14 protein-coding genes, 4 tRNA genes and 3 rRNA genes are annotated in these 20644 nt (G+C 46.3%); 3 read left to right on the top strand and 18 right to left on the bottom strand.

Annotated features, from left to right (window positions below; genetic code table 11):
• Positions 1-12: 12 nt before the first annotated feature.
• The 7 genes from hscA to trmJ all read right to left on the bottom strand — a co-directional run bounded on the left by hscA (position 13) and on the right by trmJ (position 5875).
• The gene (hscA, locus tag CTT30_RS02765; RefSeq protein ID WP_252035968.1) at positions 13-1866 is read right to left on the bottom strand and encodes a Fe-S protein assembly chaperone HscA; all 1854 of its coding nucleotides are present in this window, start codon (positions 1864-1866) and stop codon (positions 13-15) included.
• A 19-nt stretch (positions 1867-1885) separates the two neighbouring features.
• Positions 1886-2401 carry a co-chaperone HscB gene (gene hscB / locus CTT30_RS02760; protein ID WP_252035967.1) on the bottom strand — a complete coding sequence of 172 codons (516 nt, stop codon included), beginning with the start codon at positions 2399-2401 and terminating at the stop codon, positions 1886-1888.
• A gap of 55 nt (positions 2402-2456) precedes the next feature.
• Positions 2457-2780, bottom strand: coding sequence for an iron-sulfur cluster assembly protein IscA (gene iscA, locus CTT30_RS02755; RefSeq protein ID WP_004747799.1), 324 nt, complete (start codon positions 2778-2780; stop codon positions 2457-2459).
• 66 nt (positions 2781-2846) lie between these two features.
• The gene (gene iscU / locus CTT30_RS02750) at positions 2847-3230 is read right to left on the bottom strand and encodes a Fe-S cluster assembly scaffold IscU (RefSeq protein ID WP_239837389.1); all 384 of its coding nucleotides are present in this window, start codon (positions 3228-3230) and stop codon (positions 2847-2849) included.
• A gap of 50 nt (positions 3231-3280) precedes the next feature.
• Positions 3281-4495, bottom strand: coding sequence for an IscS subfamily cysteine desulfurase (locus CTT30_RS02745; RefSeq protein ID WP_239837388.1), 1215 nt, complete (start codon positions 4493-4495; stop codon positions 3281-3283).
• Positions 4496-4524: 29 nt separating this feature from the next.
• Positions 4525-5031 (bottom strand): Fe-S cluster assembly transcriptional regulator IscR, encoded by a 507-nt coding sequence (gene iscR / locus CTT30_RS02740; protein ID WP_239837387.1) that lies wholly within the window; start codon positions 5029-5031, stop codon positions 4525-4527.
• Positions 5032-5149: 118 nt separating this feature from the next.
• On the bottom strand, positions 5150-5875 hold the full coding sequence (gene trmJ, locus CTT30_RS02735) for a tRNA (cytosine(32)/uridine(32)-2'-O)-methyltransferase TrmJ (RefSeq protein ID WP_239871439.1): 726 nt from the start codon (positions 5873-5875) through the stop codon (positions 5150-5152).
• Between the two features lie 178 nt (positions 5876-6053).
• Here trmJ and suhB point away from each other — a divergent pair, with 178 nt between their 5' ends.
• Positions 6054-6857 carry an inositol-1-monophosphatase gene (gene suhB / locus CTT30_RS02730; RefSeq protein ID WP_252035966.1) on the top strand — a complete coding sequence of 268 codons (804 nt, stop codon included), beginning with the start codon at positions 6054-6056 and terminating at the stop codon, positions 6855-6857.
• A 63-nt stretch (positions 6858-6920) separates the two neighbouring features.
• Here suhB and CTT30_RS02725 read toward each other — a convergent pair whose 3' ends face one another.
• The 11 genes from CTT30_RS02725 to rluD form a co-directional block, all read right to left on the bottom strand.
• Entirely contained in the window at positions 6921-7172 is a 252-nt protein-coding gene (locus CTT30_RS02725; protein ID WP_252035965.1) for a GyrI-like domain-containing protein, read from the bottom strand.
• Between the two features lie 330 nt (positions 7173-7502).
• Positions 7503-7579 (bottom strand) — tRNA-Trp (locus CTT30_RS02720).
• A gap of 33 nt (positions 7580-7612) precedes the next feature.
• Positions 7613-7689: transfer RNA gene (locus CTT30_RS02715), tRNA-Asp, on the bottom strand.
• A gap of 41 nt (positions 7690-7730) precedes the next feature.
• Positions 7731-7846, bottom strand: a 5S ribosomal RNA gene (gene rrf, locus CTT30_RS02710).
• 161 nt (positions 7847-8007) lie between these two features.
• A 23S ribosomal RNA gene (locus tag CTT30_RS02705) occupies positions 8008-10896 on the bottom strand.
• A gap of 316 nt (positions 10897-11212) precedes the next feature.
• Positions 11213-11288: transfer RNA gene (locus CTT30_RS02700), tRNA-Glu, on the bottom strand.
• 26 nt (positions 11289-11314) lie between these two features.
• Positions 11315-11390, bottom strand: a tRNA-Ala gene (locus CTT30_RS02695).
• Between the two features lie 58 nt (positions 11391-11448).
• Positions 11449-13000: ribosomal RNA gene (locus CTT30_RS02690) — 16S ribosomal RNA — on the bottom strand.
• Together the 16S, 23S and 5S rRNA genes with 4 tRNA genes alongside form the textbook arrangement of a ribosomal RNA operon.
• Positions 13001-13523: 523 nt before the next feature.
• The gene (clpB, locus tag CTT30_RS02685; protein WP_252035964.1) at positions 13524-16097 is read right to left on the bottom strand and encodes an ATP-dependent chaperone ClpB; all 2574 of its coding nucleotides are present in this window, start codon (positions 16095-16097) and stop codon (positions 13524-13526) included.
• A gap of 112 nt (positions 16098-16209) precedes the next feature.
• Entirely contained in the window at positions 16210-16938 is a 729-nt protein-coding gene (gene pgeF / locus CTT30_RS02680; protein ID WP_252035963.1) for a peptidoglycan editing factor PgeF, read from the bottom strand.
• Position 16939: 1 nt separating this feature from the next.
• Positions 16940-17917: a 23S rRNA pseudouridine(1911/1915/1917) synthase RluD gene (gene rluD, locus CTT30_RS02675; protein ID WP_239838458.1), complete on the bottom strand. Its 978-nt coding sequence runs from the start codon at positions 17915-17917 to the stop codon at positions 16940-16942.
• Between the two features lie 130 nt (positions 17918-18047).
• Here rluD and bamD point away from each other — a divergent pair, with 130 nt between their 5' ends.
• The gene (gene bamD, locus CTT30_RS02670; RefSeq protein ID WP_252035962.1) at positions 18048-18773 is read left to right on the top strand and encodes an outer membrane protein assembly factor BamD; all 726 of its coding nucleotides are present in this window, start codon (positions 18048-18050) and stop codon (positions 18771-18773) included.
• Positions 18774-18885: 112 nt separating this feature from the next.
• Entirely contained in the window at positions 18886-20328 is a 1443-nt protein-coding gene (locus CTT30_RS02665) for an MltF family protein (RefSeq protein WP_252035961.1), read from the top strand.
• Positions 20329-20644: the final 316 nt, after the last annotated feature.

Here is a 20644-nt window from a genome sequence, read left to right as displayed (position 1 = left end):
ACTTCTTATCTCTTAAATATCATCTACCGATTGACCTGACAGTGCAGCTCGAATCGATTTATCCATACGGCGTGAAGCAAATTCTTGGCTTGCTTTGTCTGTATCCTTGATTCCTTGCTCAATAGCCTCTGCATTTTCGCCATTACGAAGTTCAATCAAAGACTCAATAGCTTTGATCAACACTTCTCTTTCAGCTGTAGACAGTAACTCGTCACCATCAGCTTGCATCGCAGCTAGTAAACCTTCAATCACTCGGTCAGCTTCAACACGTTGCTCTGCCAAAGCTCGCGCCTTCATATCTTCTTTCGCATAAGCCATCGACTCTCGAAGCATGTTTGCAACTTCGTCATCACTCAAGCCATAAGAAGGCTTCACTTGAATTTCAGACTGAACACCCGTGCTCTTTTCCATCGCAGTCACAGAGAGTAAACCGTCCGCATCCACCTGGTATGTCACTCGGATATGTGCGGCGCCCGCAGCCATCGGCGGAATACCTTTGAGTGAAAAGCGAGCGAGCGAGCGGCAGTCATCCACCATTTCACGTTCACCTTGAACAATATGAACACTCATGGCCGTCTGACCATCCTTAAACGTGGTAAATTCTTGTGCTCGTGCGACTGGAATCGTGGTGTTGCGTGGGATAATTTTCTCAACCAACCCACCCATGGTTTCAATGCCGAGCGAAAGTGGAATAACATCGAGTAGCAGCATTTCTGAGTCCGGCTTGTTACCCACTAAAATATCCGCTTGAATACCTGCACCAATGGCCACCACTTCATCAGGGTTGATGCTAGTGAGCGGCGTTCTGCCAAAAAAGTCGCCAACCATTTCGCGGACAAGTAGTGTACGAGTTGAACCGCCAACCATGACAACTTCAAGCACATCATCCGCATCAACGTCTGCATCTTTCAGTGCTCGGCGACAAGACATCAGGGTTTTCTTTACAAGAGGCTGAATTAAAGATTCAAATTCCTCTCGCGTCACACAACCTTTCCAACCAAGGATGTCAACGTCGACACTATCTTGCTCAGAAAATGCAATTTTTGTTTCCGTCGCGATATTGAGCACCTTGCGGTTTTGCTCGGCCGTCAGTGCGGTGTGAACTCCAGCCTTTTCAATCAAGAATTCAGCGAGGAGATGATCAAAGTCGTCGCCGCCTAATGCTGAGTCGCCACCAGTAGCCAGTACTTCGAATACACCCTTTGATAAACGAAGTATTGAGATATCAAACGTACCACCACCGAGGTCATAAACAGCAATGATGCCTTCCTGACCAGAGTCTAGACCATATGCGATCGCCGCCGCCGTAGGCTCGTTCAAAAGACGAAGCACATGAAGGCCCGCCAGTTTAGCTGCATCCTTAGTTCCGGCGCGCTGAGCATCATCAAAATATGCTGGTACAGTAATCACCACACCCGCTAAATCTCCCCCGAGCGTTTCTTCAGCACGCTGTCCTAACGCTTTCAAAATATCGGCTGAGACTTCAATTGGGTTTTTATCGCCGGATGCGGTCTGAAGAACAGGAAGACCGTTATCACTCGCTTTAAATTGATAAGGTAGATTTGGATAGCGAGCCTGAATATCTTCAAGTGAGCGGCCAATTAACCGCTTCACTGAAATCACAGTGTTCTGTGGGTCAACTTCGGCTTGCGCTTTCGCGTCATAACCTACTTCAGTTTGCTCACCATCATAGTGGACGATTGATGGCAGGATGCTACGCCCTTGCTTATCTTTTAGCGTTGCAGCATCGCCGCTGCGAACAGACGCAACAAGTGAATTTGTCGTGCCAAGATCGATGCCCGCAGCCAGTTTATGCTCATGTGGCGCCGAGCTTTGACCCGGTTCTGCGATTTGAAGTAATGCCATGGTGGTTCCTTATCTATAACTAGCCGAGGAATTTCTCTTCCACTAGCTCGATTTCATTTTTTAATTTGGCGATAAATTTTAGCTTACGTACACGCTCAGCGGCTTGCTGCCAGAGACCATCATTCAGTTCCTGCTCAACAGACTGAAGATGCTGCTTGTACATTTTGCTCACCTTGCTATCAAAGTCGAATAGCGCGTCTTCTGGATCAGACTGAGTCGAGATCGCTTCAAGCTCTTCACGCAGCTCCATTTGCTCCATTAGAAACATGGGATCACTCATCGTTTGCTGTTCGCCACGAATATCCACACCATTTTCAGCAAGAATGTACTCTGCACGAGAGAGAGGGCTTTTTAAGACTTGATAAGCATCGTTAATCTCTGATGCTTTTTGTACCGCCATTAGGCGATCACGCTCGGATCCATTGGCAAAGTTGTCTGGATGGAAGCGTTTTTGAAGATCACGGAATTGTGAAGAAAGAAGGCTACCATCCAGCTGAAACTGACTTGGTAGCCCAAATAATTCAAAGTAATTCATGGAGAATTCGGCCCTTGGTAATCAACCTGCAAGTGAGGCTTGCAGGTGCTATCAATTATACGTTGAAGCTTTCACCACAACCACATTCACTTTTAGCATTCGGGTTATTGAATTCAAAGCCTTCATTCAACCCTTCTTTAACATAGTCAAGCTCTGTACCATCTAAGTACACTAGGCTCTTTTGATCGATAATGACCTTAACACCTTCGTGTTCGAATACCGAGTCTTCTTCGTTAAGTTCATCTACAAATTCAAGCACATAAGCCATACCAGAACAGCCAGTCGTCTTGACACCTAAGCGTAAACCGATACCTTTTCCTCGGTTTTCTAAGAATGTTCTAACGCGACTTGCCGCGGTTTCTGTCATTGTGATGGCCATACTGCACCTTGTGTGTTGATTTGCGAACGGAATGGGAGCTTTAGGCTCCCATTATATACTGATTACTTAGTCTTGGTGTTTTTTCTTATAGTCAGCAACAGCTGCTTTGATTGCATCCTCTGCAAGAATTGAGCAGTGTACTTTTACTGGCGGTAATTCAAGTTCTTCAGCAATTTCAGCATTCTTAATCGCTGCTGCTTCATCAATACTCTTACCTTTAACCCACTCAGTTACCAGTGAACTTGATGCAATCGCGCTACCGCAACCGTACGTCTTAAACTTTGCATCTTCAATAATACCTTCCGGTGTTACCTTGATTTGAAGTTTCATTACGTCACCACAAGCAGGGGCTCCTACCATGCCGCTACCTACCGCTGGGTCTTCTTTATCGAATGAACCAACGTTGCGTGGGTTCTCGTAGTGATCAATTACTTTTTCGCTATATGCCATGTTATTTACCTCGAATCCTCTATTACTATCCTTGGAGCTTTAGTTACTGATTAGTGGTGTGCCCACTCAACAGTACTTAAATCCACTCCCTCTTTGTACATATCCCATAGAGGAGACATGTCGCGCAGCTTAGTAACGGCTACGCGGATTTGTTCAATTGCGTAATCCACTTCTTCTTCAGTAGTAAAGCGACCGAAAGAGAAACGTACAGAACTGTGTGCCAGCTCATCATCTAAACCTAGAGCGCGAAGAACATACGAAGGCTCTAGACTTGCAGATGTACATGCACTGCCAGAAGAGACGGCAAGATCTTTAAGAGACATCAGCAGTGATTCACCTTCTACGAAAGCAAAGCTAATGTTTAGGTTATGCGGTACGCGCTGTTCAAATGAACCGTTTACAGTAACGGCTTCAAGATCCTTAACTCCATCATAAAGACGGTTACGCAGTGCCATTGCATGGTCATAATCTTTCTGCATATCTTCTTTAGCAATGCGGAAAGCTTCACCCATACCAACAATTTGGTGTGTCGCCAATGTGCCAGAACGGAAACCACGTTCATGGCCACCACCGTGCATCTGAGCTTCTAGACGGATACGAGGCTTACGACGTACATACAATGCGCCAATACCCTTAGGACCGTACGCCTTGTGCGCAGATAGTGAAATCAAATCGACTTTCATTTCTTGCACATCAATTGGAAGCTTACCAGCTGATTGCGCTGCATCCACATGGAAAACAACTTTGCGCTCACGGCATAATTCGCCAATTGAAGCGATATCTTGGATAACACCGATTTCGTTATTCACATGCATGATAGAAACCAATACCGTGTCTTCACGCATCGCTGATTCAAGCTTTTTAAGATCGATCAAGCCATTCGATTCTGGCTCAAGGTATGTAACCTCGAAGCCTTCGCGTTCTAATTGACGACAAGGATCTAGGACAGCTTTGTGCTCAGTTTTGCACGTAATAACGTGTTTACCTTTCTTCGAATAGAAATGAGCTGCACCTTTGATTGCAAGGTTATCTGATTCTGTCGCGCCAGAAGTGAAAACAATTTCGCGAGGGTCGGCATTCAGTAGATCAGCAATTTGCTCACGAGCAGTATCAACCGCTTCTTCTGCCTGCCAGCCGTATCGATGTGAACGAGATGCTGGGTTACCAAACGTACCGTCCATTGTCATGTACTGAACCATTTTTTCAGCCACACGAGGGTCTACAGGACAAGTCGCTGAATAATCTAGATAAATAGGCAGTTTCATTCTCTACTCCAATGTAACAGGCAAACCGCTTAAGAGCGGACATTTACACCGATGGGCGCGGTGTTAGAATTCTTGTTAGAAAACCCATGATTTACCGCAAGATCTAGGTCTTGTCGGTCTGAAATTTCAAGGACTTCATTATCCGTCATCAACTCACCCAAGGTGATGTTGTTTAAGAAGTCACTAATACGTGAGCTCAAATCACGCCAAAGAGTGTGCGTCAGGCAGCGCGTTCCACCTTGACAGTCGGCTTTACCGTGACACTTAGTTGCATCCACAGACTCATCAACAGCGGCGATAACGGTGCCGATAGCAATGGTATTCGCTTCTGCTCCCAATCGGTAACCACCACCAGGACCACGAACGCTGGAGACTAACCCCGCTTTACGTAGCTTGGAAAACAACTGCTCCAGATAAGAAAGCGATATACCTTGACGTTCAGAAATGTCCGCCAACGGTACTGGGTTTTGCTGTGAGTGCAGAGCCACATCTAACATGGCTGTAACTGCGTATCTTCCTTTAGATGTAAGTCTCATATAACACCATATCCACATCGTTTATGTGGTATAGAGTTTTTCATACTTGAGTAATTTGGTCAAGTATATAATTGACTATTTTACTCAAGTATTCAACCCCACATAAAAGGAGGATAAATCAACGACTCATTTTCTTCTCAACAGAGGTCAAAATCCCGCGCAGAATATTCAGTTCTTGAGCTTCAGGTCGGGCCCGATTGAACAAACGACGTAGCTTGTTCATAACCTTACCTGGATGATCATCACTAATGAATTGGGTTAACTTAGCCACTTTTTCAAGGTGCAGGAAAAACAATTCGAGTTCTTTGTGCCTAGGGTATTCCTCAGTCGTAACGGGCTGATATTGGCTTTGTTCTTTATCTAAGTAAGCCATACGAACTTCGTAGCTAAGTGTTTGTACTGCCATCGCTAAGTTCAACGAACTGTATTCGGGGTTGGCTGGAATACATACGTGATAATGACAAGTCTGTAATTCCTCATTCGTTAACCCTGTTCGTTCACGACCAAATACCAAGGCAACAGGAGCCACAGAGCCTTGTTCCACGAATTTCTTACCGCATTCACGAGGCTCTAGCATTGGCCATTCTAAGGTGCGCGAACGTGCGCTGGAGCCAACGACCAAACTGCAATCCGCAACGGCATCACTCAAAGTCTCTGCAATAGTAGCCTGCTGTACAATGTCAGCAGCCCCAGCCGCGAGTGCAATAGCCTGATCATCGATCTCACATTGAGGTTCAACCAGAACTAGGTTAGACAATCCCATCACCTTCATAGCGCGAGCTGCAGAGCCGATATTTCCTGAGTGAGATGTACCAACCAGTACTACTTTGACATTGTTTAGCATTGGTGTTTTCCAAGACAGAATTTTGAACTGCGCGATATTATCATATACCTGAGTAAAATGGTCAGACCCTTTCACGGAATTAACTCAAAAGTGTAAAAATTAACCACTTCCATTTGGAGGTTTATCTGGTATACTGCTGCCCGTTTTTCTGTTCTTTAACATCCGTTGGGAAATTAGTATGCATCCAATGCTTAATATTGCTATTCGTGCTGCACGAAAAGCAGGCAATCATATTGCTAAATCTTTAGAAAATGCTGAGAAGATTGAATCGACTCAAAAAGGCATCAATGACTTTGTTACTAACGTAGACAAAGAAGCAGAAGCTATCATCATCGATACGATCAAAGCGTCTTACCCTGATCACACAGTTGTTGGTGAAGAATCAGGCCTTATTCAAGGTAAAGATGACGAAGTGCAATGGATCATCGACCCACTGGATGGCACAACAAACTTTGTAAAAGGTTTGCCTCATTTTTCTGTATCGATTGCTGTACGCATCAAGGGCAAAACAGAAGTCGCTTGTGTTTATGACCCTATGCTCAACGAGCTCTTCACGGCTCAACGTGGTTCAGGGGCTCAACTTAACAATGCTCGCATTCGTGTTAAGCAACTAAAAGATCTTCAAGGCACTGTTCTAGCGACAGGTTTCCCATTCAAACAGAAGCAACACTCTGAGTCTTACTTCAAGATCATGTCTTCACTCTTTGTTGATTGTTCAGACTTCCGTCGTACGGGCTCTGCCGCCCTAGACTTATGTTATTTAGCAACTGGGCGTGTTGATGGATTCTTCGAACTTGGCCTAAAGCCTTGGGACATCGCTGCAGGTGAATTGATTGCTCGCGAAGCTGGCGCTATTGTCACCGACTTCGCTGGTGGTACGGATTATATAAAATCTGGTAACCTTGTTGCTTCAAGTGCACGTGGTGTAAAAGGTATTCTTAAGCACATCCGTGAAAATGGCAATGAAGCACTCCTAAAATAACCAAAAGCTCCGTCACAGCTGAAATTCTTAGCCCACTCTACAACGAGTGGGCTTTTTGTTTAATTAGATTTTGATAGCTTCACAAAAACTCACATCAGCCCTACCCGTTTTCTCATCATAAGAATGATACAGTTCGAAACATGGGCGCTGATCTAGCTCAAACTCTTTCGCAATGATTTCCTCAATCAACTGATTCCAGTATTTTTCATATTGCTGTTTATCTTCAACAGTTTTACGTAATACTGCATAGCTCCCCGCTGGGATCGCCTCGATAGCAACGCCACTCCCACCAGTCGTACCTTCAGGTACTTGCAAAGCGATATCTGTCCGACACTTATCAACAGATATAAGAGGAAAGGTGAGAGATTGGCGACCTTTGAGGCCTTATCTAAATTAAGTCGCTCAGAGCAGTTCTCCTCTAAATAAAGTTGAAGCTGACTAACCCTTTGCAAGTGATCCATTCCCTCTCTATCATCCAATCCTGCTACCGTGCTAACACAGTAAAGTAAGATCATTAGGTAGTAGATTCACAGGCGATTGTTTGTGATAGATATAAATCCATCATTGGTAAAGGTGGCTATTGGTTAGACTGAAGATAAACGAGAAATGAAAAAGGCTCTAGTCTTTCGACTAGAGCCTTAAATATGGCAGGGGTGGAGAGATTCGAACTCCCAACACGCGGATTTGGAATCCGCTGCTCTGCCAATTGGAGCTACACCCCTATCTCGTATTTAATGAGACGACTCTCTAATAAGTGGCGGAGTGGACGGGACTCGAACCCGCGACCCCCGGCGTGACAGGCCGGTATTCTAACCAACTGAACTACCACTCCGCACTGGAAACACGTTCTACAACGTGGTTCCATAATTTAAAGCCTGGCGATGTCCTACTCTCACATGGGGAAGCCCCACACTACCATCGGCGCTATTGCGTTTCACTTCTGAGTTCGGCATGGAATCAGGTGGGTCCACAACGCTATGGTCGCCAAGCAAATTCTTTATCAATTTGATCGCAAATTCAAACGCACTTTAGTGCGGCCCTTTAGGGTGAGATTTGCTTGCAAATCGAATAATTCGGAAAGCTGTTTTAAGTTCTGTGTTTACACATTCAATGTTCTACTTTGAGTCCATCAAAACCCTTTGGGTGTTGTATGGTTAAGCCTCACGGGCAATTAGTACAGGTTAGCTCAACGCCTCACAACGCTTACACACCCTGCCTATCAACGTTCTAGTCTCGAACAACCCTTTAGGACCCTCAAGGGGTCAGGGAAGACTCATCTCAGGGCTCGCTTCCCGCTTAGATGCTTTCAGCGGTTATCGATTCCGAACTTAGCTACCGGGCAATGCCATTGGCATGACAACCCGAACACCAGAGGTTCGTCCACTCCGGTCCTCTCGTACTAGGAGCAGCCCCCTTCAATCTTCCAACGCCCACGGCAGATAGGGACCGAACTGTCTCACGACGTTCTAAACCCAGCTCGCGTACCACTTTAAATGGCGAACAGCCATACCCTTGGGACCGACTTCAGCCCCAGGATGTGATGAGCCGACATCGAGGTGCCAAACACCGCCGTCGATATGAACTCTTGGGCGGTATCAGCCTGTTATCCCCGGAGTACCTTTTATCCGTTGAGCGATGGCCCTTCCATTCAGAACCACCGGATCACTATGACCTGCTTTCGCACCTGCTCGAATTGTCATTCTCGCAGTCAAGCGGGCTTATGCCATTGCACTAACCTCACGATGTCCAACCGTGATTAGCCCACCTTCGTGCTCCTCCGTTACTCTTTGGGAGGAGACCGCCCCAGTCAAACTACCCACCAGGCACTGTCCTCAACCCGGATAACGGGTCTAAGTTAGAACATCAACACTACAAGGGTGGTATTTCAAGGACGGCTCCACCGATACTGGCGTACCGGGTTCAAAGCCTCCCACCTATCCTACACATGTAGGGTCAATGTTCAGTGCCAAGCTGTAGTAAAGGTTCACGGGGTCTTTCCGTCTAGCCGCGGGTACACTGCATCTTCACAGCGATTTCAATTTCACTGAGTCTCGGGTGGAGACAGCGTGGCCATCATTACGCCATTCGTGCAGGTCGGAACTTACCCGACAAGGAATTTCGCTACCTTAGGACCGTTATAGTTACGGCCGCCGTTTACCGGGGCTTCGATCAAGAGCTTCGACTTACGTCTAACCCCATCAATTAACCTTCCGGCACCGGGCAGGCGTCACACCGTATACGTCATCTTACGATTTTGCACAGTGCTGTGTTTTTAATAAACAGTTGCAGCCACCTGGTATCTGCGACTCTCAATAGCTCCATCCGCAAGGGACTTCACCGTCAAGAGCGTACCTTCTCCCGAAGTTACGGTACCATTTTGCCTAGTTCCTTCACCCGAGTTCTCTCAAGCGCCTTGGTATTCTCTACCCGACCACCTGTGTCGGTTTGGGGTACGATTCCTTACAATCTGAAGCTTAGAGGCTTTTCCTGGAAGCATGGCATCAATGACTTCACATCCGTAGATGCTCGACGTCGTGTCTCAGCCTTAGAGAGAGCCGGATTTACCTAACTCTCAAGCCTACGCACTTGAACCTGGACAACCGTCGCCAGGCCCACCTAGCCTTCTCCGTCCCCCCATCGCAATTGTAAGAAGTACGGGAATATTAACCCGTTTCCCATCGACTACGCCTTTCGGCCTCGCCTTAGGGGTCGACTTACCCTGCCCCGATTAACGTTGGACAGGAACCCTTGGTCTTCCGGCGAGGAGGTTTTTCACCCCCTTTATCGTTACTCATGTCAGCATTCGCACTTCTGATACCTCCAGCAAGCTTTACAACTCACCTTCAACGGCTTACAGAACGCTCCCCTACCCAATACATAAAATGCATTGCCGCAGCTTCGGTTTACAGCTTAGCCCCGTTACATCTTCCGCGCAGGCCGACTCGACTAGTGAGCTATTACGCTTTCTTTAAATGATGGCTGCTTCTAAGCCAACATCCTAGCTGTCTAAGCCTTCCCACATCGTTTCCCACTTAGCTGTAATTTGGGACCTTAGCTGGCGGTCTGGGTTGTTTCCCTCTCCACGACGGACGTTAGCACCCGCCGTGTGTCTCCCGGATAGTACTTACTGGTATTCGGAGTTTGCAAAGGGTTGGTAAGTCGGGATGACCCCCTAGCCTTAACAGTGCTCTACCCCCAGTAGTATTCGTCCGAGGCTCTACCTAAATAGATTTCGGGGAGAACCAGCTATCTCCAGGTTTGATTGGCCTTTCACCCCTAGCCACAAGTCATCCGCTAATTTTTCAACATTAGTCGGTTCGGTCCTCCAGTTGATGTTACTCAACCTTCAACCTGCCCATGGCTAGATCACCTGGTTTCGGGTCTATATCCAGCAACTCGACGCCCAGTTAAGACTCGATTTCTCTACGGCTCCCCTAGATGGTTAACCTTGCTACTGAATATAAGTCGCTGACCCATTATACAAAAGGTACGCAGTCACACCACGAAGGTGCTCCTACTGCTTGTACGTACACGGTTTCAGGTTCTATTTCACTCCCCTCACAGGGGTTCTTTTCGCCTTTCCCTCACGGTACTGGTTCACTATCGGTCAGTCAGTAGTATTTAGCCTTGGAGGATGGTCCCCCCATATTCAGACAGGATATCACGTGTCCCGCCCTACTCGATTTCACCTAAAATGCGCTGTCGGTTACGGGGCTATCACCCTGTATCGCAGACCTTTCCAGAACTTTCACCTGACGTATTAAAGGCTTAAGGGCTAATCCAATTTCGCTCGCCGCTACTTTCGGAATCTCGGTTGATTTCTTTTCCTCGGGGTACTTAGATGTTTCAGTTCCCCCGGTTCGCCCTGTTAACCTATGTATTCAGTTAACAGTAACTGCTTATGCAGTTGGGTTTCCCCATTCGGAAATCCCAGACTCAAATGACTTTTACTGTCTAATCTGGGCTTATCGCAAGTTAATACGTCCTTCATCGCCTCTGACTGCCAAGGCATCCACCGTGTACGCTTAGTCACTTAACCATACAACCCCAAAGGGTCTTTGTTAAACAACCAAAGTTGTCTGCAATTATTTAAACATGATGCAGACTCGATTTTGCCGGACTCAAATATCTTTTTATTTTACTTTTTATAAAAAGTGAAAACAAAAAGCCAAGAACACTTGAATGTGTGTTGGTACCTAAATCATAAAGACTTAGGATTTGAGAACTTTTAATTTGAATAACAACGTATCTCATAGAGATGGGGATTGTTGTTATTCGTCAGCTTTCCAAATTGTTAAAGAGCATGTTTCTTTCGAAACCATTTTTAAAAGCACTATTACTAATGCGCTTAAAGATGGTATCCCGTAGGGGAGTCGAACCCCTGTTACCGCCGTGAAAGGGCGGTGTCCTAGGCCTCTAGACGAACGGGACACGAAAAATTTCTTAATAGAAATTGTTGGTGGAGCTAATCGGGATCGAACCGATGACCTCTTCGCTGCCAGCGAAGCGCTCTCCCAGCTGAGCTATAGCCCCTCTTTAATTTTTATAAACCATCAATCTGTGTGGACACTCATCGTGAATAATCATCGTATAAGGAGGTGATCCAGCGCCAGGTTCCCCTAGCGCTACCTTGTTACGACTTCACCCCAGTCATGAACCACAAAGTGGTGAGCGTCCCCCCGAAGGTTAAACTACCCACTTCTTTTGCAGCCCACTCCCATGGTGTGACGGGCGGTGTGTACAAGGCCCGGGAACGTATTCACCGTAGCATTCTGATCTACGATTACTAGCGATTCCGACTTCATGGAGTCGAGTTGCAGACTCCAATCCGGACTACGACGCACTTTTTGGGATTCGCTCACTTTCGCAAGTTGGCCGCCCTCTGTATGCGCCATTGTAGCACGTGTGTAGCCCTACTCGTAAGGGCCATGATGACTTGACGTCGTCCCCACCTTCCTCCGGTTTATCACCGGCAGTCTCCCTGGAGTTCCCACCCGAAGTGCTGGCAAACAAGGATAAGGGTTGCGCTCGTTGCGGGACTTAACCCAACATTTCACAACACGAGCTGACGACAGCCATGCAGCACCTGTCTCAGAGTTCCCGAAGGCACCAATCCATCTCTGGAAAGTTCTCTGGATGTCAAGAGTAGGTAAGGTTCTTCGCGTTGCATCGAATTAAACCACATGCTCCACCGCTTGTGCGGGCCCCCGTCAATTCATTTGAGTTTTAATCTTGCGACCGTACTCCCCAGGCGGTCTACTTAACGCGTTAGCTCCGAAAGCCACGGCTCAAGGCCACAACCTCCAAGTAGACATCGTTTACGGCGTGGACTACCAGGGTATCTAATCCTGTTTGCTCCCCACGCTTTCGCATCTGAGTGTCAGTATCTGTCCAGGGGGCCGCCTTCGCCACCGGTATTCCTTCAGATCTCTACGCATTTCACCGCTACACCTGAAATTCTACCCCCCTCTACAGTACTCTAGTCTGCCAGTTTCAAATGCTATTCCGAGGTTGAGCCCCGGGCTTTCACATCTGACTTAACAAACCACCTGCATGCGCTTTACGCCCAGTAATTCCGATTAACGCTCGCACCCTCCGTATTACCGCGGCTGCTGGCACGGAGTTAGCCGGTGCTTCTTCTGCAGCTAACGTCAAATGAATGCGCTATTAACACATCCACCTTCCTCACTGCTGAAAGTACTTTACAACCCGAAGGCCTTCTTCATACACGCGGCATGGCTGCATCAGGCTTGCGCCCATTGTGCAATATTCCCCACTGCTGCCTCCCGTAGGAGTCTGGACCGTGTCTCAGTTCCAGTGTGGCTGATCATCCTCTCAGACCAGCTAGGGATCGTCGCCTTGGTGAGCCATTACCTCACCAACTAGCTAATCCCACCTGGGCATATCCTGACGCGAGAGGCCCGAAGGTCCCCCTCTTTGAGCCGAAGCTATTATGCGGTATTAGCCATCGTTTCCAATGGTTATCCCCCACATCAGGGCAATTTCCCAGGCATTACTCACCCGTCCGCCGCTCGACGCCGTTATCGTTCCCCGAAGGTTCAGATAACTCGTTTCCGCTCGACTTGCATGTGTTAGGCCTGCCGCCAGCGTTCAATCTGAGCCATGATCAAACTCTTCAATTTAAGATTTTGTCGGCTTAATGAATACTGAACATTACATAAGTAATGTTTGAATTGACTGTGCTCTTATTGGTTTTCACTTTTGAAAAAGTAAAACAAAACAGCTCAAGGCTGCTTCCCAACTCGAATGGTCACTTCGTATCATTGAAACCTAAATTGTTTCCGAAGAAACTATTTGGATTATCATCAACGAGTGCCCACACAGATTGATAGGTTTATATTGTTAAAGAACTTTGTTTTAAGCTTTGCTCAAAACGGACGGCCATTTTAGCGAGATAACTCATAGTGTCAAACACTTTTTTTGTTATTTCTCTTAAAGTTAAATGATTAACTTTAAGCCGTCTTATCATCGGCGGAATTTGTTTAGTATCCCGTGACAACGAGGGCGCATTATAGGGAGTTCACTCGACAGTACAAGAGGGAAATTGAAAAAACTTGTAGTTTTCACTTCGTTCGCTCGCAATTTAATCAAAGCGGCGTAAATGAAAGCAAAAAGGGCTCCCAAGAGCCCTTTCTATACGCCTCATCATTGATGGGCAATAATCTGATCTTTATTTACTAGAAGTTTAACCGGCTTATCAGGAACAACTTTCCCAGCCAGAATTGCTTTAGCCAGTGGGTTTTCAACACTTTGCTGAATTGCTCTTTTCAGAGGTCGCGCACCATATACCGGATCAAAGCCAACTTGGGCAATAAGATCCAGCGCTTTATCTGAAACCTCTAACGCATAGCCTCTTTCTTCCATACGTTTGGATAGTCTCTGCAATTGAATAGATGCTATCGACTTAATGTGTTCCTGACCAAGTGGATGGAAAACAACACTCTCATCAACACGGTTTAGAAATTCAGGGCGGAAATGTTTGTTGACGACTTCCATCACCTGTTCTTTCATACCTTGATAATCTAAAGAGCCAAAGTTTTCCTGAATTCTCGCCGATCCTAGGTTGGATGTCATGATGACAACCGTATTGCGGAAATCAACGGTACGACCTTGGCCATCCGTTAAACGACCATCGTCAAGCACTTGTAACAGAATGTTGAACACGTCTGGATGCGCTTTTTCAACTTCATCTAATAAGATTACTGAATAAGGTTTTCTGCGCACAGCTTCAGTCAGGTAACCACCTTCTTCATACCCCACATAACCAGGAGGTGCGCCAACAAGTCTCGCTACGGAGTGCTTCTCCATAAACTCAGACATGTCGATACGAACCATGGCATCTTCACTGTCGAACATAAAGCTCGCGAGCGTTTTGCACAATTCTGTTTTACCTACACCTGTTGGACCTAAGAATAAGAAGGAACCAATTGGTTTATTCGGATCCGACAGCCCTGCTCGGCTACGGCGGATAGCATTGGAAACCACTTCTACCGCTTCGGTTTGACCAATCACACGAGCATGCAGTACCTCTTCCATGCGTAAAAGCTTTTCTTTTTCAGCTTCTAACATTTTGGACACTGGAATTCCGGTCTGCTTGGACAATACTTCTGCTATCTCATTATCCGTCACTTTATTACGCAGTAAGGTCATTTCCTGCATTTCAGCTTGAGTCGCCAAATCCAATTGTTTCTCTAGCTCAGGAATACGGCCGTACTGTAGCTCAGACATGCGGTTAAGATCACCAGCACGACGAGCAAACTCCATATCCATTCGAGCCTGTTCTAACTCAGCCTTAATATGCTGTGTCCCTGATAATGCTGCTTTCTCGGCGTTCCACACTTCTTCCAATTCAGAAAATGCACGTTCTTTATCATTCAGTTCTTCATTGAGATTACTTAAGCGCTTTTCACTGGCTTCATCATGCTCGTTGATCAGTGCTTGCTGTTCGATTTTAAGCTGTACAATTTTACGTTCCAGTTTATCGAGTGATTCGGGCTTAGAATCAATCTGCATACGGATACTCGACGCTGCTTCATCGATCAAATCTATCGCTTTGTCTGGTAACTGACGATCGGACACGTAACGATGTGATAAGCTTGCAGCTGCAACAATCGCTGGATCGGTGATCTCTACGTGATGGTGCAGCTCATAACGCTCTTTCAAACCACGTAAAATCGCAACGGTATCTTCTACAGACGGCTCATCCACCAGTACTTTTTGGAAACGACGCTCTAACGCAGGGTCTTTCTCTATATATTGGCGGTATTCATCCAGTGTCGTCGCTCCCACACAATGAAGTTCACCACGTGCCAAAGCAGGCTTAAGCATATTGCCCGCGTCCATTGAACCTTCACCTTTACCGGCCCCCACCATGGTATGAATTTCATCGATAAAGAGAATGACGTTACCTTCTTCTTTAGATAATTCATTAAGCACCGATTTCAGGCGTTCTTCAAACTCACCACGATACTTAGCTCCCGCAACGAGCGCTCCCATATCAAGAGACAATACTCGTTTATTGCGTAAACCTTCAGGTACCTCATTATTAATGATGCGCTGTGCAAGTCCTTCGACAATTGCTGTCTTACCGACACCAGGTTCACCAATAATGACAGGATTATTTTTGGTTCGACGCTGTAGGACTTGAATCGTTCGACGAATCTCATCATCACGCCCAATAACCGGATCTAGCTTCCCTTGCTCAGCTCGCTCCGTTAAATCAATCGTGAATTTTTCCAAAGCTTGGCGTAATTCTTCCGCATTTTGATCATTCACTTTCTGACCGCCACGAATTTTATCAATGGCATCACTTAGCTTCGCCTCAGTTAAGCCTAACTCTTTTAAGAGCTCACCAAGTGGTCCACGGTCTTCAATCGCGGCCAAGAGGAAAACTTCGGAGGAAATGTAGGCGTCTTGCCGCTTTTGTGCGACTTTGTCACACAAATTAAACAGTGTGCCCATCGAACTAGATAACTGAACATCCCCACCAATACCACTAACTTTGGGCAAGCGATCTAGGATCTCACTTAGCTTAGAGCGTAAATGCGTAACATCGACATCAAGCATAGTCAGTAGTGGACGAATAGGACTGCCATTCTGATCCATCAGTGCCACCATCAGGTGTACAGGCTCGATGTATTGGTGATCACGGCCTAACGCCAGCGACTGTGCGTCAGATATCGCGATTTGAAATTTGCTTGTGAATCTGTCAAGACGCATATCTACCTTCCTAACCTCAACGGAGTGAACTCTTATAATCAGTATGAGAGATGGATACGCAACAATCGATTTTCAAGGGGAAAGAACTAAGTTTCCTTAGTTAAAAAGAGGGTCATTTGTCTATCCAGATAAACGATGCCTGTCGGCCTGTGGCGCCATCACGGCGGTAAGAGAAGAAGCGTTGTTGATCAAGATATGTACACAGATCACTATAATACACATCAAACACTCCAACTTTGTTCAGGCGCTGAGTCACTAACAGATTCATATCTGCCAACCATTTCCCTTGCACCTCTCTCGACGAGAATGCTTGCTCGGCGGCGGGGTCAAAGGAAACAAATGCTTGAAGTACATCTTCACCGACTTCGAAGACTGACGCACCAATCGCTGGTCCAATCCAAGCGATCACTGGCCCATCAAACTTAGCTACAGCATTTTCAACAATACCACCAGCTAACCCTCGCCAGCCAGCATGAACTGCAGCCACTTGAGAACCTTGGGTATTGGTCAATAATACGGGTAAACAATCTGCCGTCATGGCAGAACATACCACTCCACGTTGCTGAGTAAACAAACCATCCGCATCTAACACATTTCGCGTTGGCTGGTCCGCTTCTAACACAAGCGTAGAGTGGGTTTGATTAAGCCAAATTGGCGAACTTGGCATGTGAGATTGATTCACCAACCATTGCCGATTCTGCTCAACAATCTCTAATTCATCCCCAACGTGTGCACCGAGGTTCAAACCTTGATAAACACCCGTCGAAAACCCTTGCAGTCGAGTCGAAGCAAAAGCTTTCACGTTTTTTGGTGCAGGCCAGTTAGGGAGGATCATTTCCATATCAGAACTCGTCTTCTAGCCCATGTTGTTGAGTATCTTGACGAAGCGCTTCAGCCATTTCGACCATATCATCAGGTACTGGCGCGTGGAATTCTAATTCTTCTCCAGTCACAGGGTGATCGAATTTTAACATCACGGCATGCAATGCCTGGCGATCAAACTTGCGAATCATATCAGCCAACTCTTCCGAAGCACCGGAAGGAATGCGGGCTCGACCACCGTATGCTGAATCCCCCAGCAAGGGATGCTGAAGGTAAGACATATGAACACGAATCTGGTGGGTACGACCGGTTTCAAGACGCAAGCGGATACGAGTATGCTCACGAAAATGTTCAGCAACACGATAATGGGTCACGGCAGGTTTGCCCATCGGACTCACTGCCATCAATGTCCGCTTAGTCGAATGGCGGCCAATAGGCTGCTCCACTCGGCCCCCCGCAGTCATACGACCAATCGCAATCGCTTCGTACTCACGAGTAATATTGCGTTTTTGCAGTGCACGCACCAGACGCGTCTGAGCAGGCACCGTTTTCGCCACCACCATTAAGCCTGTGGTGTCTTTATCTAAGCGGTGCACAATGCCTGCACGTGGCACTTCGGCAATATCTGGATAGTGATGTAAGAGTGCATTAAGAACCGTACCATCTGGGGTACCCGCTCCCGGGTGTACCACAAAATCACGAGGCTTATTGATGACCATAATATCATCATCTTCATAAACGATATCCAACGGGATATCTTGCGCTTCCCAGCGCTCTTCGTCTTCCAACTCGGCTTGTAGCGTTATCGTTTCTCCGCCCATAACTTTAGTGCGGGGCTTAGTCACAACGTCTCCATTAACTTGGACTTTTCCATCCAAGAGCCACTCTTTCAGGCGAGAACGTGAAAAATCGGCGAATAATTCTGCAATTGCCTGATCAAGACGCTGACCTAATTGACTATCTTTTACTGTATTGGTTAATTCAATCTGCTGAGCCATATCGAACTTTTTTAAAAACTGTGAGACTAATTGTCACTAGTGTGGAAGAATATCGCTCCATTGTATCTGCTACCGACAAGAAAGTAACGGAAGCGACAGAAATATTTATCTCAAGGAATCGAATCCTGACATGAAAAAGCATACTTTATCTGGCTTATTGGCATTATCCGTTTTGGTTGGCTGTTCAAGCAGCGAAGAAATCGTCCCGGATGTACCGCCATCAGAACTTTACTCAGAAGCACAGGTATCGCTGCAAAGTGGCAATTGGTTAACGGCTATCGATAAGCTGGAGGCTTTAGACTCTCGCTACCCGTTCGGTGCTTACTCAGAACAGGTTCAACTTGACCTGATTTATGCCTACTACAAAAACGATGATTTAGCACTCGGTCTTGCGACTATTGAGCGATTTTCTCGTCTCAATCCAACTCATGAAAAGCTGGATTGGGTATTGTACATGCGTGGTTTAACTCACATGGCGCAAGATCGTAACTTTATGCATGATCTGTTTGATGTGGATCGTAGTGACCGCGATCCAGAGCCTGTAAAAAAAGCCTTTGCGGATTTCAAAAAGCTGCTCGAGCGCTATCCAAACAGCCCATACGCCGCAGATGCGCAAAAACGTATGGTTGCACTGAAAAACCGCTTGGCGGAATACGACCTTGCCACTGCTGATTTTTACCTGCGTCGTGAAGCTTGGATTGCAGCCATCAACCGAGCTCAGGAGTTACAAAAAACCTACCCAGATACGGAAGCAGCGCGTAAGTCTCTTGAGATTCAACTCGCTGCCTATGAACATCTAGGCTTAGAGGACGCAGCCAAGCGTACTGAACAGTTGATTGATTTAAACCCGCAATAACAGCAACGATATGAAAAAACCGCTTCTAATTACAGGCGGTTTTTTATTACTGTTTTTTGCTGAGTAATGGGTTAAGAACTACCTTTAATAGACGTTCTGTTGAGGGTAATTCATGAGCCGTACTGTATTGATTCTGATTTTGTTCGCAGCTACATGGAACCATGCGACTGCTCTGTCTTTATCACCTTTACAAAAAACACCTTACTTTGGTGATCTCGCTGAACTGGAAAAGAAAGGGGTGATTAGGGTTCTCGTTTCAGCCGATCTTGGCTTCTACTACATTGAAGGCGGTCAACCAAAAGGCATTCTCGCTGAGCTGTTATATCACTTTGAAAAAGAATTAAGGCAGCGCTCCTCTTACTTTAACCTGCAGATTATTCCCGTTCACAGAGACGAGCTGCTGCCCTCTTTAGAAAAAGGCTATGGCGATCTGATTGTTGCCAATCTGACAATCACCTCCTATCGCTCGGAGTATATCGATTTTAGTATTCCGGTTTTACAAGGCGTTAGCGAACTGCTCGTCACTCGTAGTACCACACCAACAATCACTGACTTGAAACAACTCAGTGGTAAAGAGATTTGGGTCCGCGCCAGCTCTAGTTACTTCGAAAGCTTACAAAAAGTAAATCGAATGCTCGATGAGCATAATTTACAGCCTGTCACCATTCGTTTTGTTGAAGAAACGCTACAAGATATTGAAATCATAGAACTGGTCAATCAAGGTCATATTGATGCAACCGTGTTAGATAGCCATAAAACAGAGCTTTGGCTTAAAGTGATGGAAAACATCTCAGTGCACGATCAGGCCCCACTACGTACAGATGGGAAAATTGCCTGGGCAATGCGTAAACAAAGCCCTCTCCTCCAATCCTTCGTTAATCAATACCTCCAAAGAACCCGTTCAGGTACTCTACTGGGCAACGTTATTTACGACAAATACCTAGATCACACGGGCTGGTTGAAGCGCATTCTTAATCCAGAGCACGTGACGCGTTTAGATGCATTATCAGAAATATTCGCCAATTACTCAGCACAATACGACTTTGACCCATTGATGATCTCTGCCCAAGGTTTTCAGGAATCAGGCTTAGACCAGAGCAAGGTGTCACACAAAGGCGCAGTAGGCGTCATGCAGGTATTACCCAGCACAGCCAAAGATCCCAACATCGCCATTCCTGACATCTATCAAGTGGACAACAATATCCATGCGGGGGTGAAATACATGCGTTTCCTTAAAGATCGCTATTTTAGTGATGATGACATCACGCCCGACAATCAGGTTTATTTTTCCCTTGCTGCCTACAATGCCGGGCCCGCCAATATTCGTAAAATGCGCCGCTTAGCTAGTCAACAGGGCTACGACCCAAATCAATGGTTTAGACACGTAGAAATAATCGCGCGGCGACACATTGGACGAGAACCTGTTCATTATGTTTCCAACATCAATCGCTATTTCATCATTTACAAGCAACTGAATGCATTAAAACAACAAGGTCACACCCCATCAAGTAGTGCAGATATACCGGATTTATTTGTTCCTAACATCGACGAATAAGAACGCGAACGTGACGACACCATTCGTTACGGAGTGAAGAAAATAGCTGTGTGGATCGGATCACATAGAAGAGTGGACAACAAACAACCACCTGTTTTTGTTAGGTCGCATCTGAGCCCTAAAAAGCAGATGATTTTTAGTATGTTACTTCACCCCAATCTAGCGATATTTTTTATCCGTACAAGCTTTTTGTCTGCTGAATACACTCAGTATTTGAGGTAGATCACGTTTAATTTCAATCCCAAAACACACTCACAAAACAGTGATTAACGTCACATTATTTTCCACTTAGACGAGTAACCTGAAGTTAAACCCA

The organism is Vibrio coralliilyticus (assembly GCF_024449095.1).
GTDB lineage: Bacteria > Pseudomonadota > Gammaproteobacteria > Enterobacterales > Vibrionaceae > Vibrio > Vibrio coralliilyticus_A.
This window is presented reverse-complemented; position numbering and strand designations above follow the sequence as displayed.

Coding starts and splice junctions, on each gene's coding strand:
- hscA (WP_252035968.1), bottom strand. CDS start 1,866: ATGGCATTACTTCAAATCGCAGAACCGGGTCAAAGCTCGGCGCCACAT.
- hscB (WP_252035967.1), bottom strand. CDS start 2,401: ATGAATTACTTTGAATTATTTGGGCTACCAAGTCAGTTTCAGCTGGAT.
- iscA (WP_004747799.1), bottom strand. CDS start 2,780: ATGGCCATCACAATGACAGAAACCGCGGCAAGTCGCGTTAGAACATTC.
- iscU (WP_239837389.1), bottom strand. CDS start 3,230: ATGGCATATAGCGAAAAAGTAATTGATCACTACGAGAACCCACGCAAC.
- CTT30_RS02745 (WP_239837388.1), bottom strand. CDS start 4,495: ATGAAACTGCCTATTTATCTAGATTATTCAGCGACTTGTCCTGTAGAC.
- iscR (WP_239837387.1), bottom strand. CDS start 5,031: ATGAGACTTACATCTAAAGGAAGATACGCAGTTACAGCCATGTTAGAT.
- trmJ (WP_239871439.1), bottom strand. CDS start 5,875: ATGCTAAACAATGTCAAAGTAGTACTGGTTGGTACATCTCACTCAGGA.
- suhB (WP_252035966.1), top strand. CDS start 6,054: ATGCATCCAATGCTTAATATTGCTATTCGTGCTGCACGAAAAGCAGGC.
- clpB (WP_252035964.1), bottom strand. CDS start 16,097: ATGCGTCTTGACAGATTCACAAGCAAATTTCAAATCGCGATATCTGAC.
- pgeF (WP_252035963.1), bottom strand. CDS start 16,938: ATGGAAATGATCCTCCCTAACTGGCCTGCACCAAAAAACGTGAAAGCT.
- rluD (WP_239838458.1), bottom strand. CDS start 17,917: ATGGCTCAGCAGATTGAATTAACCAATACAGTAAAAGATAGTCAATTA.
- bamD (WP_252035962.1), top strand. CDS start 18,048: ATGAAAAAGCATACTTTATCTGGCTTATTGGCATTATCCGTTTTGGTT.
- CTT30_RS02665 (WP_252035961.1), top strand. CDS start 18,886: ATGAGCCGTACTGTATTGATTCTGATTTTGTTCGCAGCTACATGGAAC.